The sequence below is a fragment of the Magnetospirillum sulfuroxidans genome (assembly GCF_018224925.1).
Lineage (GTDB): Bacteria > Pseudomonadota > Alphaproteobacteria > Rhodospirillales > Magnetospirillaceae > Magnetospirillum > Magnetospirillum sulfuroxidans.
In genome coordinates this window covers 756,867-782,737 of the sequence record NZ_JAGTUF010000001.1, presented here as the reverse complement: position 1 = coordinate 782,737, position 25,871 = coordinate 756,867, and the positions used below count along the sequence as shown (strand labels likewise).

Genomic DNA, 25,871 nt, shown 5'->3' with positions numbered 1-25,871 from the left:
TATGAACAGGCTGGCTAAATGTTTAGGCGATCTTGTCGATGGCGGACATTTGTCTCGGCAGCAGGCCGAGGAAGCCTTGCGTGGTGTGAAACGAGCCCAGGCCGTTAATGCTGAACGTATGTCCATGCCTGAAGCCGAACGTCTGGCGGTGGACGAGGTTTTGAAGACAAAGGCCGCACAGGCCAGGAAGAAGAAATTCCAGGCCGGTCGTCAAGCCATGGCGCAGCGTGAAATATTGGCCCATGCCGCTGAATATCGTGGTTCCAAGGCATCCTCATTCCTGTCGGAACTGTCGCGCGATCCGTCGGATCGAACCGCCTGGCGCGACCTGGAAACGGAAGCATCTTCCATCTTCCGGTCGCTCAACAGTATGGCTGCCGGTTTCTATGAAAAATACGCGCCGAAACTCGGGGGGCGGTCCCGCGACATTGACAGCCAGCGGGCACTGGTTGGGGAAATGTTCGGCAGGGATACCGGCGATGCCGCCGCCAAGGCTTCCGCCAAATCCCTACGTGATACCTTCGAATATGCCCGCCACTGGTTCAACTCCGAGGGCGGGGACATCGGCAAGCTTGAAAACTATCACTTACCGCAACGCCATAGCCAATTGCTGATCCGTCATGCTGACGTGGACGGCTTGCGTGTTCATGCCGATGAGGTGCTCGGGCGGCACCATCCAGATACCGCTTTTAACGCCTGGGCCGATTTCACCGATGAGATCGGCATCCAGATATTCGATGATGCCCGCGCCCCCTTGACCGGCCTGGAGCGCCGCACGGTGTTGCGGGATGTATGGGAAACTCTCTCTACCGATGGTGCCAATAAACTGGTTCCCGGAGCCAGCGGTGGTCGAACCAGCAACATAGTGGCGAAAAGGTCGGCTGAGCGCGTTCTGCACTTCCCCAGTGACGATGCTTGGTGGAAATATCATGAACGCTTCGGCGGCGGCGTGGACCTTCACTCTTTGATCGGTGAGCATTTGGCGGGCATGGCCCGCGACATCGCCGCATTGCGCAAGCTGGGGCCGAACCCCGCCGCTACCGTAAGGTGGATGAGTGACACGGCAAAGAAAGACGCACCCGGTTCGGGTTGGCTGATCCAGCGCACCTGGGATGAACTCGCGGGAAATTCCGAGGTAGCATACGGGTGGCGCCGATACCTCTATAAAACCATGCAAGGTGGCCGGAACCTGCTGCGCTCCGCGCAGATGGGCAGTGCCGTACTGGATGGCTTGCAGGATATGGCCCTTGTCCGCACCGCCGCCGCCCATAACGGCATCGACAGCGCCAATGTCCTTGGGCGTTATCTCAAGCTGATGAACCCGCTGGATGCCACGGATCGGGAGATTGCCCGCCACACCGTGCTGATCTCGGATATCGTCATGCGCAACATGTCGGCCAATCGCTTCACGGAAGAGGAACTGGGGCGCGGCATCACCGGCAAACTGGCGAACCTCACCTTTACCGCGTCTGGCCTGAACCGTCATACGGACATGCTGTCCGCCGCCTTCGAGATGGAGACGCTGGCGCAGTTGTCCAGGGATGCCGGCAAGTCTCTGGCCGAGCTTGATCCGCCCTTCCGTGACTTCCTTGAACGCGCAGGTTTGAACGACCGCCTATGGGACATGGCCCGCAAATCCGAAAAGGTTGGGCCAGGCGGTGCAAAAATACTTGATCCTCTGGAGATGATCCGTAGCGGCGACGGTGCTTTGCGCGAGGCAGGCATGTCGCTGCAGGTGGCCATCCTGCGCGAACGCGGCGCCGCTTTGACGCAGCCCGATGCCACCACCCGTGCCGTGCTGAACCTGGGTACCAAGTCCAACACCTTGGCCGGGGAATTGCTGCGCTCCGTCACCATGTATAAATCGTTCCCCGTGACGCTGATGTTGACGCACGGCCTGCGGCTGTACCGCATGCCGTCTCTGAACAAGCGCCTCGCCTATGCCGTTCCTCTCTTCCTGACCTTGTGGGGGGCAGGCGCAATGTCGCTCCAAATGCGCGAAATCGCCCGTGGGCGCGATCCGCGCGACATGAGCGACTGGCATTTCTGGGCTTCCGCGATGACCCGTGGTGGCGGCCTCGGCATCCTGGGGGATTTCTTCGGCGCTGCCGTCGCCCGCAACGACCAGGAACTGACCGGCGTCATGATGGGGCCTGCCTTCGGCGCGGCCTCCGACGTTACCCGCTGGCTTGGCCGCAACGCCTACGCCGAAGCTGAGGGATATAAGAGCAATTTCCCCGGTGGCTTTGTCGGGATGCTCCAGCGCTATCAGCCTGGATCGAACCTGTGGTGGGCGAGGACGGCGGTGGACCGGCTGTTCTGGTCTCAATTGAGGCTGGCTGTTGACCCGTCCGCGCCCAAGGCCTTCGCACGGATGGAGCGCGCCGCCCAGCGCGATTACGGCCAGCGTTTTTGGGCGCGTCCGGGTGAGATGACGCCGGATCGCGGCCCCGATTTCACCGCCATCGCCGGAGGGAGCGACAAATAATGGCAGAGCATATCCAGATCAACGATGTGACGCCGCGCATCATCTACACGGCCAACGGCACGCAAGCCGCCTTCACCTATCCCTTCGCCATCTTCAAGGCGGCGGATTTGGAAGTGTACCTGGATGGCGTCAAACAGGTGTCCGGCTTCACCGTGGCCGGCGCCGGCAGCAGCAGCGGCGGCACCGCCACCTTCGCCGCCGCCCCGGCTGCTGCCGTGCAGGTGACGCTGCGCCGCCAGATTGCTATTGCCCGGACTTCCGACTATCAGGCGGACGGGATCATCCGCGCCAAGACCCTGAACGACGAACTGGACTATCAGGTGGCCGCCATCCAGCAGGTCGCCGAGGACGCTTCCCGCGCCATCAAACGGTCCGCCACCAGCGCCAGCATCGCCGACCTGACCTTGCCGGACCCCGTCGCCGGCAAGGCCATCGGCTGGAATGCTGACGCCACCGGCCTGACCAACGACCCGGCGGATTTCGCGGGCACCGTCGCGACGGTGATGGCGCAAGCCGGTATCGCCACCACTGCCGCCACCACCGCCGGCGGCCATGCCGGCACTGCCGGCTCCCAAGCGGGCATCGCCACCACGCAGGCCGGCAACGCCGCCGCTTCCGCTGCCGCTGCCCTGGCCAGTGAGGCAGCGGCACAGGATTACGCCGCCGCCGCCGACGTCGCCAAGGTGGAATGGCAAGGCGCTTGGGATGGCGCCACCGCCTACGCCGTGCGCGATGCGGTCAGCCATGCCGGATCGTCGTGGATTTGTATCGAGGCCCACACTAATCAAGTCCCTGCCGACAACGCCTATTGGGATGTGCTGGCGGCGAAGGGCGTCGACGGCGCCGGCACGGGCGACATGATGGCCGCCAGCAATCTTGCCGACCTGACCAACCCGGCGGCGGCGCGGACCAATCTCGACGTCTATGCCAAGGCTGCATCCGATGCGCTTTATGCCGACCGCGCCTTGTCCAACCTGACCGATGCGGCCGCCGCCCGCGCCAGCCTGGGGGTTTCTTCCGCTGCCCAGGTCGATGACGCCATTAGCGGCGTCGCGGCGCACATCGACGCCCTTAAGACCAATCTCGCCATGACCATCCTGCGCATGATCGCCAATGCCGGATCATCGTATATGGGGATGGTCGCAGGCTGGGCGGATGAATTCGAGAATTTGACTGGCATCACCTCCCTGGGCGGAGCGACCTATGATGCCGCTGGGGACTGCATCCATAATTCTGGAACAGTTACCACCGCGAGCTCGTCGACCGAATGGTCAGGCGGAACCGGCGATTGGACTTTTCCAGGCGACGACTTGGAAGTATCAGCTAACGACAACTTTATTTACACCGTAGATGATTTCGCCGGAGACTTTGCTTTTTCGTTTACGTACAAAACTGACGAGAGCAATATTTCACTTGTTGGGGTGTTTGCCTCCGCGAGTAAAGGCAGCGTCAATACCAATGCGTCGACACAAAGCTTCGCAGGTTGGTTTTGGGACCGGCACAGCGCAAATAACTTCCTAGCCAATAACCGTACTATAGGCACGGGCGGAACCAGCGATAGTTCAGCTACTTCAGCGTTTGTCAATAACGATGTATGTACGTTCCGTCGTGTAGGCTCCACACTGTCAGTGGAGCGAAACGGAACCACTGTGTACACGTTTGCAACTACTTCTTCCGCCACGTTGTGTGCGTTCGTGTCGCAGGCCAACGGCTCTACAGGTCACTTCCTCGACGTGTCGTGGACTGTTCCAGGCTCCCCCCTCAACGCGACGGTGACGTCCATCACTAGGCACGCCGATGCCTCCCCCACTCAGGGCCGCGTAACCCTGGTGGTCGACCCTCAAGTTGCCGTCACCTACGGCACCGACAACCGCATTCGCATGTCCCATGATGGCGGAACCACATGGGTCACCGGAACCATGGCTGTCGAGGCGGTCAACCTCGACTTCCCCGGCGGCTATACCGTTGATGTGGTCACCGCCGCCTTCGATTTCACCGGGACGCCTTCCGGCACGTCCATGCAGGTGGAATGGTCCACCTTCAACAACAAGCATCAATTGCTGCACGCTTGGTATCCCGAGTGGAGGGTGTGAAATGCGCGACAAGAAAAACGGGCGCTTCCCCATTGAAAACCCGGTCGGTGGCGGTGACGCATGAGCGAGACAATCACGGTCTGGCAGGTGCTGGTCGTCCTGCTTTTCCCGCTGCTGGGCGGCGGCTTCGTCATGCTGTGGACGCGGGGCAGCGAGCAATGGTCGGCCATCGACGGCCTGCGGCGTGAAGTCAGTGAATTGAAAGTCGAGATCGAACGCAACTTCGTCCGCACCGACGTGCTGCGCATGCTGGAAGCGCGCCTGGATGACCGTTTCGACCGCATTGATTTGAAGCTGGACCGGCTGTTGCCGGCCAAATCATAGGAGAACAGGCATGTCTCAACCGTCATACACCGACCGCGACCTTGATATCCTGACCCGCACCCTGGTGGGCGAAGCCGAGGTCAAGGATAGCGACGACGCCCAGGCCATCGCCAATGTCATCGTCAACCGCATGCGGCTGCCAAACTGGCCGGACAGTGCCGCCGAGGTCTGCCTACAGCCGCACCAGTTCAGTTGTTGGAACAATGCCGACCCTCAGCGCGCCCGCATTCTGGCCATGGACAAAAGCAATCCCTGGTTTTTGTCTTGCCTGGGCATCGCCCGTCAGGCCCTGGACGGCGCCTTGGCCGATCAGACCCATCGCGCCACCCATTATTGGGCCACCTACATCAAGGAACCCAAATGGGCCAAGGGCAAGACGCCGTGCTATTCCAACACCGCCGGGCGCTATGTCCATCATTTCTACAACGATATCGACACGCCGCCGCCGGTCTCCGCCGGCGAGGCGCTGGATCAGGTCCGGCCGCTGGCTCAGACGCGCACGGTCCAGGGTGCCCAGGTCGCTTTGGGCGGCGGCGCCATCGTCGCCACGGCGATGGAGGCCGCCAATCAGGTGCGCGACGTGCTGCCGATCCTCGACACCATCCGCCAGTATTCGCCCTGGCTGGTGCTGGCGGCCATGGCCATCGGCATCGGCATCATGGTTTGGGCCAGGATCGACGACCGCGCGCAAGGTCTGCGCTGATGCTGTCGCTGTTGACCACGACCTGGGGCTTGCGGCTGGCCAAATGGGCAGCCGTAGCCCTGGCCATCGCCTTCGTGCTGCTGCGCGTCCGCGACGCGGGCCGGCAAGCGGAACGGGTGAATACTCTGACCAAGGCCCTGGATGCGGCCAAAGCGAGGAACGATGTGGAAATCTCTGTTGGCCGCCAGCCTGCTGGCGCTGTCGTTGACGAACTGCACCGCGACTGGTCCCGCGACTGAGGCGGAATGTGTGTGGGCCAAGCCGATCCTGGTGTCCAAGGCCGATAGCCTGAGCGATGGGACGGCGCGCCAGATCCTGGAACATAACCGGACCTGGAAGGCTGTGTGCCGGCCGTGAAAAACAACCAAAATAAGCGCACAGGTTTATAATAGACCCATGCAAAGTACATAATTCACATAACTACATCTATTGGTGTATAAAATTGGGGCCGAAGAAGGGGCGAGCTACCAACAAGCCCCTTCTTCAAATGGCCACGGTGTGCGCAGCAGCACAGTCACCGCCGAGCGTCAATTCGCCCGCCATCCACGCGCGTGGAGCAGGGCAGGATATGCATTGGGGGTGAATGTGCTATCTGCTTTAATAATAAAACTTAAGACATATGCAAAAACAAACGCTAACAAATGGCGGCACCCATGGTCATTTGCCCGTGATGCTGACCTGATCAGAGCGCATGCGGCATGGATGATGGCCGAAAATGCCATGGCGGCAACCGCCGATCCTGACGAACGGGACGCCATCCTGATCGAACGCTGGGTGCCGGCCCATGCCGCGCTATGCACCCTTCCTGCCCACACAAGCCGAGGCCTGCGGATCAAACTCCAGGTGCTGCTTTCCGAACACGAAATCGGGGCAAGCGCCTGGGCCGCCGATCTGCGCCGCACCATCAGGGCGGCCATGGGCACCCCACCAGAGTGAACATAAGTGGAACGCGAAGGGCGTCGCATGCGCCATCCATGCGCCACGGAACAAAATGTAATCCGTGGAAATGGCGGTAAACCGCGAATTTCGCGAAAGGCTAATGCGTGGTGAGAACAAAAAGAAAAAGCCCCTGGAAACCGCAGTTTCCAAGGGCTTTTCTGCCTCGCAGTTTGGTAGCGGGAGAGGGACTTGAACCCCCGACCCCAGGATTATGATTCCCGTGCTCTAACCAGCTGAGCTACCCCGCCTCACCGTGCGAGAGGCGTTCGTATAAAGGCTTCGTTTGGCTCTGTCAAGCGCCCTTCGTGACATTTTGTCGTACTGTCGATTTGCCGTCTGTGCGCAGGCAAGCTATGGTTGCCGTGGGGTGTATTTGGGCGCGGGATGGGACGGCCATTATGGGGGCAGGCGAGACGCCGACGGATCAGTTTGAACTGGCTTTTCGTCACTGTCGTGACGGATTGGTGGTGGTTGACGGCCAGGGCATTATCCGTGCGGCTAATCCGGCCATGGCCGGGCTGGTCGATGGCTGGCCCCAACAGGCTTGCGGCTGTGCCTATGAGGCGCTGATGAACCGGCAAGGCGATGGTGACGGCCGGATCTTCAGGCAAGGCGATGGTCGCGTGATCGAGGTTTGTTGCGCCGATAGCGCAGATGGCTGGCAGGTGTTGACCCATCGCGACATTTCCGAGCGATGCCGGGCGCAAGCCCGCCTGGCCGACATGGAGCAATCCCTGGGCTTGGCCAGCATGGGCAGTTGGCAGCTGGATCAGCACAGCCTGACGCTGCATCTGTCGCGTGAGCATGGCGCCATGCTGTTGGGCGAATTCATCCCCATGTCGCTGCCGATCGGCGAATTTGTCGAGCGCTTCGTCCATGCCGAAGACCATGCCGTGCTGGTCGAGCGGATCGCCAATCTCAGCGCTTTGGGCTGGCCCGAGGGCTTTACCGAACATTTCGAGTATCGCGCCATTGGTCCCGATGGGCAGGTCATGCATTTGGCGGTGACTTCGGCGATTCGCTCGGGCCGGGTGGTGGGGGTGACGCAAGACATCACCGAGCGGCAAAGCATGGTCGAGGCGGTGCAGGCCAATGAACGGCGCATGCGCACGATTATCGAAACCACGCCCTTGCCGTTGGTCATCACCCGGCTGAACGAGGCCACGGTGCTGTACGCCAATACATCCTTCCGGACGTTGTTTGACATTCCCGCCGATTTCGACGGCGCCATTTCTTCGGCGACGTTTTATCAGCACCAGGAAGATCGCCAACGTCTGATCGACGCCTTGTGGCGTGATGGCGTCGTGCGCAATTTCGAGGCGTTGGGGCGGACGTGGTCGGGCCGCAACTTTTGGGCCAGCGTCACCGCCGCGGTGTTGGAGCTGGACGGCGAGCCATCGTTGTTCGTCGCCGTCAATGACATCACCGCCATCAAAAAGCACGAGGCCGAGCTTTATGCCGCCAAGGACGCGGCCGAGGCGGCGGCGCGGACCAAATCGGAATTCCTGGCGATGATGAGCCACGAAATCCGCACCCCGATGAACGGCATCATCGTCATGGCCCGCTTGCTGCTGGACACCGAATTGACCGAGGAACAGCGCGACTGGCTGGAAATCGTCACCAGTTCCGGCGATACGTTGATGACCGTCCTCAACGACATCTTGGATTTTTCCAAGCTGGAATCGGGCAAGCTGGATATCGAGGAATTGCCGTTCGATCTGTCCGCCCTGGTGGGCGGCGTGGTCGAATTGATGCGGGCACGGGCCGAGGAAAAAGGCCTTAGCATCTCGGTGCATTATGGCGCCGGCGTCCCCGGCGTCATCCGCGCCGATCCGACGCGGTTGCGGCAGGTGCTGCTTAATCTGGTCGGCAATGCCATCAAGTTCACCGAAATCGGCGGCGTCCACCTGACCTTGACGGTCGAACGCCGCGACGGCGACGATCTGGTGTTGCGGTTTTCCGTCCGCGATACCGGCATCGGCATTGCCGCCGAGGCTCTTAGCCGCTTGTTCGCCGCCTTTACCCAGGTGGATTCCAGCATCAATCGGCGGTTTGGCGGTACCGGTCTGGGCTTGGTCATTTGTCAACGCCTGGTCAGCCTGATGGGCGGATGTATCGAGGTGGAGAGCGTCGAGGGCCAGGGCAGCACCTTCACCTTCGCCTTGGCGGTCAGCGCCGCGCCGTCGCTGGCGGTCATCTTGGATGCGACATTGCCGCGTTTGCCGCCGCTCAGGATTTTGCTGGCCGAAGATAATTTAGTGAATCAGAAGGTGGCCCGCGCCGTGTTGGAACGCCATGGTCACCGGGTGGAAATCGCCGAAGACGGCGAGCAGACGGTGATGATGGTGGCCGAAGGCCAAGCCGGAACCTGGGACGTGGTGTTGATGGACATGCAAATGCCCGGCATGGATGGCTTGCAGGCCACCAGCCGGATCCGGGGGTTGGGCGATGGCCGTGCCGCCGTCCCGATCATCGCCATGACCGCCAATGCCATGAAAGAGGATCGTTCGCGCTGCTTGGCCGCCGGCATGGACGGCTATGTCGCCAAGCCGATCGACACTTTGCCGCTGTTTTTGGAACTGGCGCGGGTGTTGGGGGCTGATTTTGGCGGCGCCGCATCGCCTCCGCCCCGGGCGGAAGCCGACAAGGTTTTGGATACCGAATCCCTGGATATTCTGGCGGCGGCGGTCGGGCGTGGTGCCCTGGGCGAGGTTCTTGACAGCGGTTTGGCCCATTTCGACGATGTGCGCGGAATTTGGGCCACCGCTTTCGGCCAAAGTGATTGCGCCGCCATGGCCTATGTCGCTCACGATATCAAAAGCATTGCCGCCAGCTTGGGATTACAGCGTCTGGCGGCCATCGCCAGGGCGGTGGAAAGCATGGTGCGGGCTGGCGATTGCGATCAGGCCACGGCCGTCGGCGCCCGGCTGGATGATTGCCTGAACGAGGCAGTGACGGCGTTGGCGCAATTCCGCGCCACCTTGTCATGACCCTGGTCCGCCCCCATCTGTGAGGCCGGAGGTTCCATGTCCTTGTTCACCACATCCAAGACACGTATGCCCGCCCCTGATCAGGCTTTGCCTGGTCGTGACCGGGTGATGCCGGTTCCCGACCGTCACTTGGTTCTGGGGCGGCCGCTGGTGCCGCCGTTTCCCGCCGCCACCGAACGGGTCTTGATCGGCATGGGCTGCTTTTGGGGGGCGGAACGGCTTTTGTGGTCGCTGCCGGGGATTTGGGTGACGGCGGTCGGTTATGCCGGCGGCTTTACCGCTAACCCCACTTACGAGGAAGTGTGCAGTGGTCGGACGGGCCACAACGAAGTGGTGCAGGTGGTCTTTGATCCCGCCGACCTTGCCTTTGAAGCCTTGTTGAAAGTGTTTTGGGACAGCCACGACCCGACTCAGGGCATGCGTCAAGGCAATGACGTGGGCACGCAATATCGCTCGGGGCTGTATGTGACCAGCGCGGCGCAGCGTCTGGCGGCCGAGGAAAGCCGATCCGCCTTTGGCCGCAAGCTGGCGGCGGCGGGCTTTGGCGCCATCACCACCGAAATCGGCGAGGATCCAATTTTTTACTATGCCGAGGACTATCATCAGCAATATTTGGCCCGCAATCCCAATGGCTATTGCGGGCTGGCCGGGACCGGGGTCAAATGCGGCTGATCGCTGAAGCCATGCAGGGCCTGAAGCGATGATTGCAGCAGATGGTGGAAAGCCTCCATCTCCGCCCCGGAAATCGCTTCGGCCGGACGTGGATCGCGGATGATGTCATGCGCCGCCATTGACAGGGCGGCGCAGCCGATGCTGGCGGCGGCCCCCTTCAGGCGGTGCGCCGCCTCTTGAAAGGCGGCGGTGTCGCTGTGACGCCATGCCGCGGTCAAATCGGCCAGGGCTGGGGCCAGATTGTCCGAGGCCTGGGCCGACAGGGCATGAAATACCGCATCGCCGACCCATTGGCGCATTTCTGTCAGATAGGCGCGGTCAAGGATGTTGTTGACCATGGGTGTCTTCATCTATTGGTATCAATTCGAACCATAAGCCTATCATCGCCTTTTTCGCAAGCACCCAGCTTGACCGCCGTCAAAGGGTCATGGGAATTGCGCATGTTAGGGTCCCGTCATGAACGAGCCCATCCTTTCCCCAGCCCCGGAACCCGCTGAAAATGGCGGTTGGGGGGCGCTTTCCGACTTGCCCGGCAATCCGCTTATGTGGGTGCTGATCATCAGCGAGCTGCTGGTGTTCGGGGCCTTCTTCGTCGCTTTTGGTGTCGCCCGGATGCTGGACGTGGAAACCTTCCGCGCCGGTCAGGCCTTGCTGGACGTGCGGATGGGCGGGCTCAATACCCTGGTGCTGGTAACCAGCGGCTGGCTGGCGGCCAAGGCGGTACAGCGCGGGGCCGAAGGGGCGGGGCCGGCATCGCGGCGTTATTTGGCGGCGGCCGGAACGCTGGGCTTGGTCTTTCTGGGGATCAAGGGACTGGAATATGCCGGCAAGGCAGCCCAAGGCATCGACATCGAGACCAACACCTTTTTCACCCTGTTCTATCTGATGACCGGCTTTCATGCCATGCACGTGATGATGGGGATAATCGTCCTGGCGATCGTTGGTTGGAAAAACAGCCTGGATAATCTGGAAACGGGCGCGGCCTTTTGGCACATGGTCGATCTGATCTGGCTGATCTTGTTTCCCATCGTCTATCTGCTGCGGTGAATGCCATGAAAATGCGGGAAAATCACCAGCAGTGGAGCCGTCGATTGTTGCGGGCGTGGGCCTTGCTGGTCGGCCTGACCTTGGTGTCCCTGGTGGCCGTGCTGGGCTTCGGTCACAGCGAGGCCGGGTTGCTGGCGGTGATGGTGGCGCTTGGCGCCTCGTTCTTCAAGGCTCGCGCCGTGCTTGACCATTTTCTTGATTTGCGGCGGGCCGGAACAGGGTGGCGCAGCTTCTTTTATGGATCGTTGATTCTGATCCTTTTGGTGCTGCTGGCAACGTATATCGCCGCCGAAAAATAACATTAACATTGAAGTTTGCCCTCCCAGGTTGCGTTTCCGCTTTCTGTTGCCTACACTGCGATGCTTCTTAAAAGAAGATGCATAGCGGAGTCATGGATTATGAAGCGCGCAATATGCTTGGCTGGCGGTGGTCCGGCGGTGGGATTGAGTCTTGGCACCCTGAAACGGTTGCATGAAGAAGCCGACATCAAGTTCGACGTCTGGTCCTTGGCCTGTATTGGCGCGTGGCTGGGCATCGTCTGGAATCAGGCTGATCCGGGCACCGAGGCCGAGGTTTCCGAATCCTTTTTCCGTGGCATCTTTCGTCCCGATGACGTCTATGACCGCTTTCCCATCGCGGCGGCGTTCGCCCCCGATTATCAGGCCAGCATGGGCAACATGGTTTCGTTCATGCTTGACCCGACCAGCTATCGCAATCTGGTGGTGCCGGCGGCGATTCAAGAAGCCTGGATGGATATCTTGCGTTTCGCCGGTGATCCCAGCCAGTGGTCGCAGGCCAATTTCAACACGCTGATTCTCAATCAGGTGATGGCGGTCAATCCCGTTTCGCGCTTCATCACCAGCCTGATGTACAAAAGCAAGACCCGCGGCCTGTCGCGCATCTATTACCCCAACAGCGCCTTTTTGCAGCAGATCGACTTCAAGCGGCTGTACGAACCGGGCCGGCCGGCGATCTATCACAACGCCTATAATCTGACCGATGATCGCTTGGAGCTGTTCAGCAACAACGACCACAAATACGCGAAGATTTCGGCGGAGACGTTGTGCGCCTGTTCCGCCCTGCCTTACATCGAGGAGCCGGTGGTCATCGGCGACAAGACCTATTGCGAAGGCGCTACCGTCGATACCGTCAATTTCGAGGATCTGATGCGCAATCATCCCGACCTTGATGAAATCTGGGTCAGCCGCATCCTTGACATCAAGCAGGTCCGCAAGCCGGAAAACCTTTATGACGCGCTCAACAATCTGGTGATGCTGTTCGCGGCGACCACCAGCGAAGACGACGTCAAGCTGTTCAAGTATCACGCGGCGGAAAGCTATCCGAACCTGCGGATCATCGAAATCCCGGTGGCCTTCAATATTGATTATGACTGGAGCTATTCCAATCTCGACCGTTCCATCGTCGAAGGCTATGACGCCGCCGATCAGGTGTTGGAAGCCTATCGTCAGGGACGCGAATTGACGGCGCAGGAAGCCGAAGCCGTCTCGGTGCTGCCGGCGAAGCCCCGGAAATCTAAGGTTTCCGCCTGATGTCGTCCCCTAAAAGAAGTCATATTATCAACGAATAACTACTATCGACCATTAAACACGAGTCGATTTCCAGCATTAAGGCTGATAGCCTGCATGCAAAGTAAACTAAAGATGGTCTTTTGGGGGTTGAGCGGATATGAGTTTTCTGGATGACGTGAAAATCGGCACGAAGATTGCCGTGATTCCGATCGTCGCTACCATCGGCATGATCGCCATGGCCGTCATCGGCATGCGTGGTCTTGCCAATCAGGAGCGGGCGCTGGAGGAAATCGCCAGCGTCGCTTTCGCCAAATCGGTGGAAAGCGCCCATTTCGCCAGCGTTGTCCAGGCGGCTCATTCCGATCTTTATCGTCTGTTGACCTGGAACGCGGCCGGCGTCGACGCCAGCCAGATGGAGAAGGTCGAAGCCAGCTTCAAGGCCGCGGTCGGTCAGGCCGAAACCATGCTGGGGCGTTACCGCGCCAGCTATGCGTTGTCGGCGGAAGAATCGGCGCTGGTGGCCAAGACCGAGAAATCCTTGGTGCTGTACAAGGAAAACACCTTGCAGGTGTTGTCCATGCAGGCGATGGATTTCACCGCGGCGGTGTCGTTCATGTGGACGGCGCAGGATAATTTTCAGGCCCTGATGGGCGATTCCGGCGCCATGATCGCCCTGGAGGGGCGGTTGGTTGAGGAATCGAAGGCGCAAGCCAGCGATTCCGCCGGGAGCACGCGGGGATTATTCATCGGTATTTCGGTGATGGCGTTGCTGACCCTGGTCGGGATCGCCCTGGTGCTGGGCCGGGTCATTGCCCGCGCCGTCGGCGGCATGACCGAAGCCATGGAGCGGCTGGCCCAAGGGCAGTTGGACGTGGCGGTGCCGTCGGTGGGGCGCAAGGATGAGATCGGAGCCATGGCCGCCGCCGTTCAGGTGTTCAAGGACAATGCCTTGCGGGTCAAGGCGCTGACCAGCGAACAAGAGGCGGTGCAACGTCAGGCGGAAGTGGACAAACGCGCCGCCATGGCCGAACTGGCCGCCGATATCGAAATGACCGTGCGGACCGCGGTCGACGCGGCGTCGTCGGCCGCCGATGCGATTCGCGGCGAGGCAGAATTGCTGGCCGCCAATGCCGAAACCGCATCGTTGCAGACGGCTCAGGTGGCGCAATCGTCGGAAGCGGCCAGCGGCAACGTCGAGACGGTGGCGCAGGCCGCCGAGCGGCTGGTCGGGTCCATTTCTGAAATCGATCGGCAGGTCAGCGAATCGTCGCGGGTGGCGGACGAGGCGGTGGCCGAGGCCGCGCGGACCGACGAAACCGTGAAAAGTCTGACTCAGGCATCGAAAAAGATCGGCGAGGTGGTCGGGCTGATCAACGACATCGCCAGCCAGACCAATTTGTTGGCCTTGAATGCCACCATCGAGGCGGCGCGCGCCGGCGATGCCGGCAAGGGCTTTGCCGTGGTGGCCAACGAAGTCAAGTCGCTGGCCAACCAGACGGCTCGGGCCACCGACGAAATCGCCAGTGAAATCAATTCCATGAAGATGGCGACCGATGAAGCGGTGCGGGCCATCGACGGGATCGTCGCCACCATCGGCCGGGTCAGTGGCGCGCTGGCCGCCATTACCAGCGCGGTGGCCGAACAGGGGCGCGCCACCGAGGAAATCAGTGTCTCGGTCAGTCAGGCCGCCGATGGCACCCGCGTGGTCAGCGCCGGGATCGGCGAGGTTCGGCGGGTGGCGCAAGAAGTCGGCAATGCCGCCGGCAACGTTCACGGCACCACGGAAACCCTGGTGGGGGAATTCGCCCGCCTGCAATCCGAAGTCGATGCCCTGGTCAGCCGACTGAAATCATCGTGATCAGACTCTCAAATCAATAAATGGAGGCAGGGAACATGAAGTTGCTCAAGACCGCGTTCATCGCCGGTGCGGTGCTGTTGGCTCAAATCGGGGTGGCCCAGGCTGACGAATGCACCAAGGCGCAAGGGCTGGTCGATAAGGCCATCAGCCATTACGCCGCTGTCGGCAAGGAAAAGTCGTTTGCCGACTTCATGGACAAAGGCAACAAGGAATGGGTCGATGGTGAATTGTACGTCATCGTCGCCACCATGGAGGGTATCTTCAAGGCCCATGCCATTAATCCCAAGCTGATCGACAACCCGCAATTGCCGGCGCTTAAGGACACCAACGGAGTGATGATCATTCAAGAAATGATCCGGACTGGCAAAGAGACCCCCACGGGCGGCTGGGCCAAGTACACCTGGACACATCCAGAAACCAAGAAGCTGGCCCCCAAGCAGACTTGGGTGAAAGTCATGGATAACCAATTGTTCATGGTTGGCTGTTATCCTTGATCCTGGGTTATTTCGTGCTCATGGAAGCGCCGTCGGCCATGCCGGCGGCGTTTTTATTTTGTTTACAAAGCGGTGACAAATTGTTTCCGGTAAAGCTCAGCGATCTTGCAATGATCATGGGAAGATCGCCTCTTTGGTTGCGCCGAATCTCGGACTATGTTTAACCTGTTCAGGACGGTTCATATGGGCATCGACTGATAATTATCGATTAGGTCAGCCTACGCAGTATGGATTTATTGTCTTCAACTGAGGTGGGGACTGGCGCGGGGTCTGGAAATTCGGGGGGCTGAATTTCTGATGTGCGGCGGTCGTTGCGTCTGTTGAAATGTGCGGGGGGCGAAGATCGCCGCGCGGGCATCGCCACAAGGGGCGGCACATTTGAGGTGGGATGGGAACAGGCGGCACGGATGAAACCCTATATCGTTGCCATATTTAATCAAAAGGGGGGGATCTCCAAGACCACCACCAGTACCAATCTGGCGGTCTGTCTGGCTGCGCACGGCAAATCGGTCGTCGTCATCGATTTGGATTCGCAAGGTGATTCCACCAAAAGCCTGGGCGTCGATCCCAATTCGAAAAAAGGCATCTATGATCTGTTCATCGGTTCGGCTGAACTGGCCGAAGTGATCCAACAGACCATGTTCGAAGGGGTGCGGGTCATCCCGTCCACCTATTCCTTGGCGGGAATCGAAATCAAGCTGTCGGAAATGAAGGATTCGCAGCGGACGCTGTCGGCGATCATTTCCCAGGCGCAATTGGACTGCGATTACGTGGTCATTGATTGCCCGCCGGCGCTTGGTATTTTACCGATCAACGCCTTGGCGACCGCCCATGCGGTGATCATTCCGGTGACGGCGACGCCTTATGCCAATGATGGCCTGCTGCGAACCTTGCCCTCGATCAAATACGTGCAAGAGGGGTTGAACAAAGCGCTGCTGTTGCAGGGGGTTTTGTTCACCATCCATGATCGCCACAAAAGCGCACGCAAGATCAGTCAATTGATCCGGGCCCGCCTGGGGGGGACCGTCTATGCCGCTGAAATTCCCCGTGACAACATGGTCATCGAGGCGGCCGCGGCGCGGCTGCCGGTCTGCATCTATGCGCCCCGCTCGTCCGCTGCCCAAGCGCATCTGAATTTTACCGGCGAGTTCCTGGATCGTCACCAAAAGATCGCCGCCAAGGCCGGAACCGAGGTCGAGCCGCCGCTGTCGCGCGAGGTGGCTTTGGGCCGGCTGGGGCGTTGGCAGGTGGAATTGGCGTCAAAGGTCAGCCGCCCCGCCGATGACCGCCTGCGGCAAAAAGAAGATCAGCTTGATCGTATGCTGTATGGCAATCGGACCCAATTCGAACGTTGGCATTTGTCGTTGATCCATTATTTCATCGATCACCGGCTGTATCTGATGGCGCTTCTCGTGGTCATCATGGTCAGCGGCCTGTTCGCGCTGAGTATGGGATTCGAAGGATTGCGGCTGCTGTCCTCGGCCATCGGCCTCTCTTAAAATCACGGTCGAATGCGATCGGCAATTGCCGCTGATCCGTGTGTTTGATTAAATGCCATTCCATTCTCTGGGGGATAGACGATGGTTGGCGCCGCCGAAGGCGATGCATTGGCCGTGGTGACATTTCACTTGGGCGAACAAACCTTTGGCTTTGGCGCCGAGTGGGTGGCCGAGGTTGTCCCCAATGCTTGGCTGTCACGGCCTCCGGCATTGCCGGCCATGGTCGCCGGGCTGCTGGATCTGGGCGGGGTCGCGGTGACCATTTTGCGGGGTGATCTGCTGTTGGGCCTGCCGGAACAGCGTTTCGGCCTGGATGCGTCGATGCTGATCATGAAAGGGGAAGGGCACCGGGTCGGTCTGCTGACCGGTCGGGTCAATGGTGTCCGCGATTTACAGTCCTGTCGCTATCTGCCGGTGGATCCGGCGCAGAATTTCCAGGGCTGTCTGCGGGCGCAATTGCTGCATGACGGTCTGGTCGTGCATCTGTTGGACTGGAATAAGATGTTGGGGGCCGAGGAACAGGCGCGGCTGTCCGAGTTCCAGGCCCGCGGCGCCGAGCGTCTGACCTTGTGGCGCGACGCGGCGTCATGACCCCATCCGAACAATTGCTGGGTGATTCCGTTTTTCCTCGCCTGAAGGCGCTGGTGATCGAGGTCACCGGCATGGCCTTTTATGCCGACAAAGATTTGGATCTGGCACAGATTATCGCCGACCGCATGGAACAATGCCGGATCAGCGATTGCGCCGCCTATTTAGAGCTGCTGCAAGCCGATGGCGAGGAGATGGATTGTCTGGTGGCGGAACTGACCATCGGCGAAACCTATTTCTTCCGCCACAAAGAACAATTCGACGCCCTGCGCGAAATCGTGCTGCCCGATATTTTGGCCCGCAATACCCCCAGCCGTCGATTGCGTATTTGGAGCGCCGGCTGCGCCACCGGGCCGGAACCTTATTCGCTGGCGATTTTGCTCAAGCGGGAATTCGGCGCTCAGATCCTGGGCTGGCATGTGTCGATTCTGGGGACCGACATCAATCAGAAGTTTCTGAGCCGCGCCCGTGATGGCCGTTACGACCAATGGGCCTTTCGCGCGACGCCGGAAAACATTCGCGGCGAATGCTTTGTCCCGGTCGGCAAGCAATGGCAAATCCGGCCCGAATTCAAGGCCATGGTCAGTTTCCAGTACCATAACCTGACCCGCAACCGCTTTCCCTCGATCACCGACAACATCGCCGGCTTCGACATCATCATCTGCCGAAACGTGGTGATTTATTTCAGCCGCGAAACCGTGGAAGCGTTGGTGCCATGTTTTCACGAAAGCTTGGTTGACGGCGGTTGGCTGGTCATGGGCCACGCCGAGCCCAACATGGAATTATTCCGCGATTTCCGCACCGTCAATTGTCCGGGGGCGGTGCTGTATCAGCGGACCAGCGTCGAGCCACAGCCCATCCGCCCGCCCCAGCGGCATGTGGTGGCGCCGTCTCTTCCCTTGCCGGTGCAGCAACGCATGGCGCGGCGGTTGCAACCGCAATCACCACGACCATCACCATCACCGGCCTTGGCCTTGGCCATGGCCAGCCCGCCGACGAGTGTGGCGGTGTCGCCGCCATTGTCCGAGGTTCGGCATTTGGCCGACCAAGGCAAGTGGGATGCCGCCTTGCGGGCCTGCGATGCGGTTTTGGGCAAGGATTCCCTCAATTGGCGGGGGCATTACCTGCGGGCCTTGATCTTGGATCAGATGGGGGACGGCGATGCTTGCGAAAGTGCCTTGCGTCGGGCCATCTATCTCGATCGGCGGGCGGTGCTGCCGCATTATCATCTTGGCTTGTTCCTGCTGCGGGCCGAGGAAGCCGAGGCGGCGCGGCGGTCCTTTCGCAATGTTCTGGCGCTGTTGGGCGGCGAAGCCGATGACCGGGCGGTCGATGAAGGCGAGGATTTGACGGCCGGTCAATTGCGTGAAACCGTCGGCATGCACATGAAGGTGATTGGGATATCATGATCGCTTCCGCTCCGGCCTTTTCCATGGATGATCCGGCCTTTGTCGAAAAGGTGCTCAAGGCCCGCGCCCGCCGTTTGGCCAACGCCCGGCGCGAAGCGGTCGCGGCCGAATCTGGCTTGTCGGTTCTGTGCTTTCAGGTGGCCGGCGAATCCTATGCCCTGGCCCTGGATTGTCTGGCCGAGGTTCTGCCCTTGGTCTCGGTGAGCCCGGTTCCCGGCTTGCCCCGTTCCCTGCTGGGGGTGACCAATGTGCGCGGTGAAATCCGCCCGGTATTCAATCTGCACCACATGCTGACCTTGCCGGAACCCGATGCCAATGATCGCTTTTTTGCTGTTTTCCTGCGCACGGCCGGCCGCGCCGTCGGCTTGCGGGTCAACGAATTGCGGCGGATCCGTCGCCTGGATGACGCCACCTTGACCTTTCCCCATGAAAGCGGCAACGGGTTGCCGCAACGCTTTATTCGTGGGATCAGTCCCGAGACCCTGATTGTGCTCGATCCCCAACAAATCCTTGCGCAAGACGTTCTGCACGACCGCAGAGCCGATTACCGCCGAAGCCAGTGAAGGAAGGACCAGATGGATACCGCCGATTTCGCGCCCTGGAAACGGATGAAGCTGCGCCGCAAGTTCATCGTCGTGGCGGTGATGTTCACCGTGGTTCTGGCCGGGTTGATCGCCTATACCGCTTCGGCCGTGCACCAGCAAAAAGACAAGTTCTTCACGGCTGATCTTGCCGGCAGACAGCGCACGCTGATGCAGAAATACACCGAGGAAATCATTCTGGCCGGCCAAGGGCAGAGCGCCGAGCATGTCACCACCTTGGGCCAGATGCGTGAAAATCTGGAGGTGCTGGAAAACGGCGGCCAAGCTTTGGTTGGTGGTGAATCGGGAATGCGGGTGGCCATCGACGGCGCCGCCGACAGCGAGTTCCGCGCCAAGCTGGGCGAGCAAGCCGCGCTGTTGCGGCAGTTGGAAACCGAAGCCGGGCGCTATCTGGCGATGGCCGCCAATGATGGCCGTCGGGCGGAAAAGCTGCGCGAAATCCTGGCGCTTCAGTCCCAGGTGACCAAGGCCGCCGACCAATCGGTCAAACAGCTGATCCGCCAAGTGGAAAGCCATATCAACGCCACCGTGGCTATCTTGATCATGCTGGGATTGGGGGCGGCATTGGGGGGGGTGGCCATTTCCTGGATCATCGGCCGCGAGATCGTCGATCCCTTGGCCGCCTGCGCCAAGGCGGCGCTGGAAATCGCCAAGGGCAATCTGCGCATTGATCCGCAACGCATCACCTCGGCCGATGAGATCGGTCAGTTGCAGGAAGCCTTTAACGACATGTTGTCGTCCTTGCGCGAAATCGCCCTGCAATCGCGCTCGGTGTGCGAAAACCTGACCATCGCCGCGTCGCAAATCCTGTCATCGACCCAGTCGCAAGCGGCCGGCACCAAGCAACAGGCGGCGGCGGTCCAAGAAATCACCACCACGGTGGAACAGATCAACCTGTCATCCAAGCAGGTGGCTGAACGTTCGCGCCAAGTCGCCGGCACCGCCGACGCCGTGGCGCAATCGGGACATGCCGGTTTGCAGGCGGTGCACGAAACCACCATGGGCATGGAAGCCATCCGCGAACAGGCGGAAACCGTGGCGGAAAACATCATCACCTTGTCCGAGCGGACCCAGGCGGTGGGCGAGATTATCGCCACCGTCAACGAAATCGCCGAACAATCCAATCTGGTGGCGCTGAACGCCGCCATCGAAGCCGCCGATGCCCGCGAATCCGGCCGCCGGTTCTCGGTGGTGGCCAATGAAATCAAGAATCTGGCCGATCAGGCCAAGGAAGCCACCTCGCAGGTGCGCGGGATCTTGGAACAGACGCAAAAGGGCATCAATACCTCGGTCATGCTGACCGAGGAGGCGCTGAAACGGGTCGAGGTTGGCCGCGAACGCACCAATATGTCCGAACAGGTGATTCGCCAGATGACCGACAACATCCAAGAAAGCGTGCATGCGTTTCAACAGATCGTCGGCGCCACCAACCAACAACAGATCGGTCTGGAACAGGTGACCCAGGCGCTGCATGAAATCCGTCAGGCCAGCCAACAGACCGCCCAAACCACGGCGCAGTTGGAACGGTCGTCGGTGGAATTGTCCGGATTGGGGCAGCAATTGGCCAAGACGCTGGAGAAATACCGGCTTTGATGGATATTCGCGAAAGATTGCTGGCCGCTTTCCAGGTGGAGTATCAAGAACACCTGGAAGTCATCCGCAAGCTGCTGGCGGACATGCTGGCGCGCGCCGATGGCGCCAGCGGCATTGGCCAGCTGGATGAAATCTTTCGTCGTGCCCATTCGTTGAAGGGGGCCGCCCGCGCCGTCGATCTGGCGCCGGTGGAACAGATCGCCCACCGGCTGGAAACCCTGTTCGCCCGCCTGCGGTCGGGCCATATCAAGATTGATCCGGCAGTGGCGTCGCTGATCGGCCGTTCGCTCGATATGGTCGAGGATTGGGTCGGTGCTTTTGTCGGCGGACTGATTCCCCCCGACATCGCCCCGGCTGTCACTCAATTGGAAGTCTTTCTTGAAACCGGACATCTGGAGCCGGCGGCGGCTTCTCCTCTGCCCCCGGCTTCAGCTTCACCATCCGCGCCGCCGCTCTTTGTCGTGCCGCCGGAACTGGAAGCGGCAGTGGCCGCCGCCGCCGCGCCGATGGCCGAAATTCCAGCCGAGCCGGTGCGCACGGCCATCGCCGCCGAAGAATCGGTACGGGTGCGGGCCGTACACCTTGACCACCTGTTACGCACTTCCGACGAGTTGCTGACCGAAACCATGACCCAGCGGGCGGTGAGCGAAAGCCTGCTTAGTCTGGATCGTCAATTGGCCGAAACCGAAGGGGTTTGGTGTCGTTTCCGCAAATTGGCCGGGGCGTTGTCGCGCGATCATGGCGACGATGATCGTGTCGCCGCCCTGGAACGGTTGGGCGAGGATATCGAGCAACGGTTCCGCGCCATCAGCCGTCGTGCCCGCGATTCGCGCCGTCGTCAGCAGCGCAACGGTTGGGCCTTGCGCCAACTTGGCATTGATTTGCAAAGGGAAGTGCGCGACGCCCGCATGGTTCCGGCGGAAAGCGTCTTCGCCGGTTTCCGCAAGATGGTCCGCGACATTGCCCGCGATGCCGGTCAGCGGGTGGAAGTGCACGTCACCGGCCTGGACGTCGAGGCCGACCGCATGGTGCTGCAAGGTCTGAAGGACCCGGTCATGCATCTGCTGCGCAATTCCCTGGCTCATGGCGTCGAGATGCCGGCGGAGCGGCTGGCGGGCGGCAAGCCCGCCGATGCCTTGGTGGCCTTGCGCTTCGACGTCAGTGATGGGCGGTTGGCGGTATGGGTGGAGGATGATGGCCGTGGCCTCGACTTCCAGCGGATCCGCGCCAAGGCGGTGTCGCAGAGCATGTTCAACGAGGCGGAAGCCGCCGAGTTGAGCGAACAATCGCTGATCGATCTGATCTTCGATCCGGGCTTTTCCACCGCCGGCGACGTCAATGATCTGTCCGGGCGCGGCATGGGCCTGTCGGTGGTGCGCGAAACCGTGACCATGATGAACGGCACCGTCGATGTGCGGCCACGGGCGCCGCATGGCGCCAGCTTTCGAATGTCGGTGCCGCTGTCGGTGTCCAATCAGCGTTTGTTCCTGGTCGGCTGTCAGGGGCATGTCTATGCCATTCCCACCGAGGGCGTCGACCGCCTGCACCGCATCGCCGCCGAGGCGGTGGGCACGGTGGAAGGCAAGTCGGTGGTCTGTCTGGACGGACGCCAGATTCCGTTGCTGTCGTTGGCGCATCTGCTGGGATTGGGCGAGACATCGGTCAAGGTCAGCCGCAACGTGGTGCCGTTGCTGGTGCTTAAGAACGGTGACCGGCGGGTGGCGGTGGCGGTGGACGATTTCATGTCCATCCGCGATGGCTTGGTCAAGGATATCGGCGTGCCGGCGGCCATGGGCACCATGGTCGCCGGGGGCATGTTGCTGGAAGACGGCGCTGTCGCCTTGGTGCTCAATCCGTTCGAAATCGTCGAGACTTTCCGCAAATCGGGCTCGATCCGGGTGTTGACCACGGTGGAAAAGCCGGCGGAAAAACGGGTGCCGGTGATTTTGGTGGTCGATGATTCGCTGACCACGCGGACGCTGGAAAAAAGCATCTTGGAAGCGCACGGCTATGTGGTGCGTCTGGCGGTCGATGGGTTAGAGGCATTGAACCGGCTGCGCGCCGAAATGGTCGATCTGGTCATTTCTGATATCCAGATGCCGCGGCTGGATGGTTTTGGCCTGTTGCAGGCGATCAAGACCGATCAGGCATTGAAAGCAGTGCCGGTGATTTTGGTGTCGTCGCTGGAAGCGCGCGAGGACCGCGAACGCGGCCTGGCGCTGGGCGCTGACGCCTATGTGGTGAAGCGTAAGTTCGACCAAAAAGAACTGTTGGAAACCATCGGGCAGATCCTATGAGCAAGATACGCGTACTGATCATCGAAGATTCCCTGGTGGTGCGGGAATTGCTCAAGCATATCATCGGTCTGGACGAACGGTTCGAGGTCGTCGCCGCCGTGGAATCGGCGGAAGAGGGGCTGTTGCGGCTGGATGCCTTGGCCCCGGATGTCATTTCCCTGGATATTCGCCTGCCCGGTATGAACGGGTTGGACGCCACCCTTCAGATCATGCAGCGCCGCGCCACCCCCATTGTCGTCGTTGCCGCCAATGTCGATGACGACGAACTGAACATCGCCATGAACGCATTGCGAGCGGGGGCTTTGTCGGTGGTGGAAAAGCCGGTGGGGGTGACCAACGCCGCCTTTGAATCCATGGCCCGGCATCTGTGCACCCAATTGGCGATCATGAGCCAGGTGCGGGTGGTGCGTCAGGGCATCGACCGTGGTTTACGCTTCGGCACCACCGAATTGCCGCCGCCGCCGCCGCGCGGCGCCGGCTATTCGGTGTTGGGATTGGTGGCCTCGACCGGGGGGCCACAGGCGTTGACCCAAGTGCTGAGCGGATTGGACAAGGATTTTCCGCTGCCGATTTTGCTGGTCCAACACATCACCGCCAGCTTCCTGGAAGGCTTCGTTTCCTGGCTGTCCGGGGTGACGCCGTTCACTGTCCGCATTGCCCAAGGCGGGGAATGTCCTGAACGTGGGGTGATTTTCGTCCCTCCGGCCGACCGTCATCTTCGTCTGACTGGCGGCACACTGGCTTTGTCCGATTTACCACCAGTCAATAGCCAACGTCCCTCGGGGTCGGTGCTGCTGTCGTCGCTGGCCGAGGATTGCGGGCGTCGGGGGTTGGGGGTGATCCTGACCGGCATGGGCAGCGACGGCGCCGAGGGCATGGCCGCCATGCACAAGGCCGGCGCTTACACCATCGCCCAGGACGAGGATAGCTGTGTCGTTTATGGCATGCCCGCGGCGGCGGTGAAGCTGAAGGCGGTCAGCGAGGTGTTGCCGCTGACCCGGATTTCCGAACGCTTGCGCGCATTGGCGGGGGGATGCGGGCCATGACCATGGAAAACCATAAACTGATCTTGGTGGTGGAGGATTCGGCGACCCAGGCGTTGCGGCTTCAGCACGTCTTGGAGACCGAGGGATTCACCACGCAATGCTGTTATTCCGGCGAAGAGGCGCTGGAGCAGATGAACCGGGTGCTGCCCGACCTGATCATCGTCGATTACCATTTGCCCGGCATCCAGGGCGACGAATTGTGCCGGCAGATTCACATGAATTTGACCACACGCTCGATTCCCATTCTGATCCTGACCGCCGACGAAACCCAGGCGACCGAATTGCATGGCCTGGAATCGGGGGCCGATGATTTCGTCTCGAAATCCGAGGAAACCGATATTTTTTTGCTGCGGGTGCATAACCTGCTGCGCAAATCCATGCGCGATTCGACGGTGCTGGATGTGGCCCGCTCGTTGTTTCGCCGCGCCCGCGTGCTGATCGTCGATGACAGCCCGACCTATCGGCAAAGCCTGGCCGAGGAATTGCGCGAAGACGGCTGTGACGTCACCCAGGTGGCCGGCGCCGTTGAGGGCTTGCAAGCGCTGGCCGACAGCGATTTCGATTGCGTCATGGTCGATATGGTCATGCCCGGCATGGACGGCGTCGCCTTTTGCAAGGCGCTGGGCGGGCGCGAGCGCGAAAGCGACGCGCCGCTGGTGGTGCTGATGCTGTCGGCCTACGAGAACAAGGAAAACGTCACTCGGGCGCTGGAAGCCGGGGCCGACGATTTCATCGGCAAATCCACCGAAATGAGCGTGCTGCGTGCCCGTCTGCGGGCGCTGCTGCGGCGCAAGTTTCTGTCCGAACAAAACCAGCGCATCGTCGAGGAATTTCGTTTACGCGAAATGGAAGCGTTGCGGGCCAAGGCGGAAAAGGATGCGGCCGAGGCGCGTGCCGCCTTGGCCGAAGGCTTGGCCCGGGCCAATCACGACCTGGAAGAAGCCAACCGCATGTTGCGCGAAACCCAAGTCCATCTGATCCAGTCGGAAAAAATGGCGTCGTTGGGTCAACTGGTCGCCGGTATCGCTCACGAAATCAACAACCCGCTGTCATTTGCCTTGTCCAACGTCTTTTCCGTCGAGGGATGGCTGGCCAATGTCGCCGACGCCGATGCCTTGTCCCCCGATCTGGCGGCCAAGATCACCAAATCGCGCTCGCGCATGACCGACACCGCGCAAGGGTTGGAGCGGGTGCGGGAATTAGTGGTCAAGCTGCGCACCTTCTCGCGGCTGGACGAAGGCGAGTTCAATACCATCGACGTGCGCGAAGCCATGGAATCGGTGTTGCTGTTCTTGCGCCACAAGATGACCGACCGCATCGATGTGGTCCGCGAATACATCGAAATCAATGACTTGGCCTGTTATGGCGGCCAGCTTAACCAAGTGTTGATGAACATCGTCGCCAACGCGGTTGACGCCATCGACGATAAGGGCATCATAACGGTACGCACAGGAATCGAGGGCGACATGTTCGCCATCGCCGTCAAGGATACCGGCATGGGCATTCCCAAGGAAAACATGGAACGCATTTTCGATCCATTTTTCACCACCAAGCCGGTGGGGCAGGGGACGGGGCTTGGCCTGGCCATCTCCTACAAGATCGTCCAGGCCCATCAGGGCCGTATCGAAGTGGACAGTCAATTGGATCAGGGCACCGAATTCAAGGTGTTGATTCCCCGCACCTTGACCGCGTGACGGTAA

Annotated in this window: 22 protein-coding genes and 1 tRNA gene; 21 read left to right on the top strand and 2 right to left on the bottom strand. The window is 60.6% G+C overall.

All coding sequences use genetic code 11. The features are described from left to right. The first annotated feature begins 1 nt into the window (after position 1). The 6 genes from KEC16_RS03655 to KEC16_RS03630 all read left to right on the top strand — a co-directional run bounded on the left by KEC16_RS03655 (position 2) and on the right by KEC16_RS03630 (position 6,544). Positions 2 to 2,488, top strand: coding sequence for a hypothetical protein (locus tag KEC16_RS03655; RefSeq protein ID WP_211546261.1), 2,487 nt, complete (start codon positions 2 to 4; stop codon positions 2,486 to 2,488). Continuing rightward, positions 2,488 to 4,581: a hypothetical protein gene (locus tag KEC16_RS03650; protein WP_211546260.1), complete on the top strand. Its 2,094-nt coding sequence runs from the start codon at positions 2,488 to 2,490 to the stop codon at positions 4,579 to 4,581. Before KEC16_RS03655 ends, KEC16_RS03650 begins: the two co-directional genes overlap by 1 nt. A gap of 60 nt (positions 4,582 to 4,641) precedes the next feature. After that, positions 4,642 to 4,905 carry a hypothetical protein gene (locus tag KEC16_RS03645; RefSeq protein WP_211546259.1) on the top strand — a complete coding sequence of 88 codons (264 nt, stop codon included), beginning with the start codon at positions 4,642 to 4,644 and terminating at the stop codon, positions 4,903 to 4,905. A gap of 10 nt (positions 4,906 to 4,915) precedes the next feature. Then, positions 4,916 to 5,608, top strand: a complete 693-nt coding sequence (locus tag KEC16_RS03640) for a cell wall hydrolase (protein WP_211546258.1) — start codon at positions 4,916 to 4,918, stop codon at positions 5,606 to 5,608. Next, positions 5,608 to 5,847, top strand: coding sequence for a hypothetical protein (locus tag KEC16_RS03635; protein WP_211546257.1), 240 nt, complete (start codon positions 5,608 to 5,610; stop codon positions 5,845 to 5,847). The genes KEC16_RS03640 and KEC16_RS03635 overlap by 1 nt, the downstream gene beginning before the upstream one ends. 463 nt (positions 5,848 to 6,310) lie before the next feature. After that, positions 6,311 to 6,544 carry a hypothetical protein gene (locus tag KEC16_RS03630; protein WP_211546256.1) on the top strand — a complete coding sequence of 78 codons (234 nt, stop codon included), beginning with the start codon at positions 6,311 to 6,313 and terminating at the stop codon, positions 6,542 to 6,544. A gap of 174 nt (positions 6,545 to 6,718) precedes the next feature. Here the strand turns inward: KEC16_RS03630 and KEC16_RS03625 are convergent. Beyond that, positions 6,719 to 6,795 (bottom strand) — tRNA-Met (locus KEC16_RS03625). 150 nt (positions 6,796 to 6,945) lie between these two features. Between KEC16_RS03625 and KEC16_RS03620 the strand changes: the two genes are divergently transcribed. Continuing rightward, positions 6,946 to 9,537, top strand: coding sequence for an ATP-binding protein (locus KEC16_RS03620; protein ID WP_211546255.1), 2,592 nt, complete (start codon positions 6,946 to 6,948; stop codon positions 9,535 to 9,537). Positions 9,538 to 9,573: 36 nt separating this feature from the next. Further along, a complete protein-coding gene (msrA, locus tag KEC16_RS03615; RefSeq protein WP_211546254.1) occupies positions 9,574 to 10,209 on the top strand; it encodes a peptide-methionine (S)-S-oxide reductase MsrA in 636 nt (211 codons plus the stop codon). Here the strand turns inward: msrA and KEC16_RS03610 are convergent. Beyond that, entirely contained in the window at positions 10,170 to 10,547 is a 378-nt protein-coding gene (locus KEC16_RS03610) for an Hpt domain-containing protein (RefSeq protein ID WP_211546253.1), read from the bottom strand. The genes msrA and KEC16_RS03610 overlap by 40 nt on opposite strands. Positions 10,548 to 10,665: 118 nt before the next feature. On the opposite strand from KEC16_RS03610, the gene KEC16_RS03605 reads away from it, so the two are divergent. From KEC16_RS03605 to KEC16_RS03545, 13 genes are all read left to right on the top strand, one after another. Then, positions 10,666 to 11,256 (top strand): cytochrome c oxidase subunit 3 family protein, encoded by a 591-nt coding sequence (locus KEC16_RS03605; protein ID WP_249208680.1) that lies wholly within the window; start codon positions 10,666 to 10,668, stop codon positions 11,254 to 11,256. A 5-nt stretch (positions 11,257 to 11,261) separates the two neighbouring features. Next, entirely contained in the window at positions 11,262 to 11,555 is a 294-nt protein-coding gene (locus KEC16_RS03600) for a cytochrome C oxidase subunit IV family protein (RefSeq protein WP_211546252.1), read from the top strand. A gap of 99 nt (positions 11,556 to 11,654) precedes the next feature. Further along, on the top strand, positions 11,655 to 12,806 hold the full coding sequence (locus tag KEC16_RS03595; RefSeq protein ID WP_211546251.1) for a patatin-like phospholipase family protein: 1,152 nt from the start codon (positions 11,655 to 11,657) through the stop codon (positions 12,804 to 12,806). Positions 12,807 to 12,942: 136 nt separating this feature from the next. Then, positions 12,943 to 14,643 carry a methyl-accepting chemotaxis protein gene (locus KEC16_RS03590; protein ID WP_249208679.1) on the top strand — a complete coding sequence of 567 codons (1,701 nt, stop codon included), beginning with the start codon at positions 12,943 to 12,945 and terminating at the stop codon, positions 14,641 to 14,643. A gap of 35 nt (positions 14,644 to 14,678) precedes the next feature. Then, positions 14,679 to 15,137: a cache domain-containing protein gene (locus KEC16_RS03585; RefSeq protein ID WP_211546250.1), complete on the top strand. Its 459-nt coding sequence runs from the start codon at positions 14,679 to 14,681 to the stop codon at positions 15,135 to 15,137. Positions 15,138 to 15,544: 407 nt separating this feature from the next. After that, positions 15,545 to 16,636 (top strand): ParA family protein, encoded by a 1,092-nt coding sequence (locus KEC16_RS03580; RefSeq protein ID WP_211546249.1) that lies wholly within the window; start codon positions 15,545 to 15,547, stop codon positions 16,634 to 16,636. A gap of 81 nt (positions 16,637 to 16,717) precedes the next feature. Beyond that, entirely contained in the window at positions 16,718 to 17,227 is a 510-nt protein-coding gene (locus KEC16_RS03575) for a chemotaxis protein CheW (RefSeq protein ID WP_211546248.1), read from the top strand. Beyond that, on the top strand, positions 17,224 to 18,633 hold the full coding sequence (locus KEC16_RS03570) for a CheR family methyltransferase (RefSeq protein WP_211546247.1): 1,410 nt from the start codon (positions 17,224 to 17,226) through the stop codon (positions 18,631 to 18,633). The genes KEC16_RS03575 and KEC16_RS03570 overlap by 4 nt, the downstream gene beginning before the upstream one ends. Beyond that, positions 18,630 to 19,196 carry a chemotaxis protein CheW gene (locus tag KEC16_RS03565; RefSeq protein ID WP_211546246.1) on the top strand — a complete coding sequence of 189 codons (567 nt, stop codon included), beginning with the start codon at positions 18,630 to 18,632 and terminating at the stop codon, positions 19,194 to 19,196. The genes KEC16_RS03570 and KEC16_RS03565 overlap by 4 nt, the downstream gene beginning before the upstream one ends. Before the next feature lie 12 nt (positions 19,197 to 19,208). Then, the gene (locus KEC16_RS03560) at positions 19,209 to 20,828 is read left to right on the top strand and encodes a methyl-accepting chemotaxis protein (protein ID WP_211546245.1); all 1,620 of its coding nucleotides are present in this window, start codon (positions 19,209 to 19,211) and stop codon (positions 20,826 to 20,828) included. Further along, the gene (locus KEC16_RS03555; RefSeq protein ID WP_211546244.1) at positions 20,828 to 23,125 is read left to right on the top strand and encodes a hybrid sensor histidine kinase/response regulator; all 2,298 of its coding nucleotides are present in this window, start codon (positions 20,828 to 20,830) and stop codon (positions 23,123 to 23,125) included. Before KEC16_RS03560 ends, KEC16_RS03555 begins: the two co-directional genes overlap by 1 nt. Next, on the top strand, positions 23,122 to 24,171 hold the full coding sequence (gene cheB / locus KEC16_RS03550) for a chemotaxis-specific protein-glutamate methyltransferase CheB (protein WP_211546243.1): 1,050 nt from the start codon (positions 23,122 to 23,124) through the stop codon (positions 24,169 to 24,171). The genes KEC16_RS03555 and cheB overlap by 4 nt, the downstream gene beginning before the upstream one ends. Beyond that, positions 24,168 to 25,865: a response regulator gene (locus tag KEC16_RS03545; RefSeq protein ID WP_249208676.1), complete on the top strand. Its 1,698-nt coding sequence runs from the start codon at positions 24,168 to 24,170 to the stop codon at positions 25,863 to 25,865. The genes cheB and KEC16_RS03545 overlap by 4 nt, the downstream gene beginning before the upstream one ends. The last annotated feature ends 6 nt before the right edge of the window (positions 25,866 to 25,871 follow it).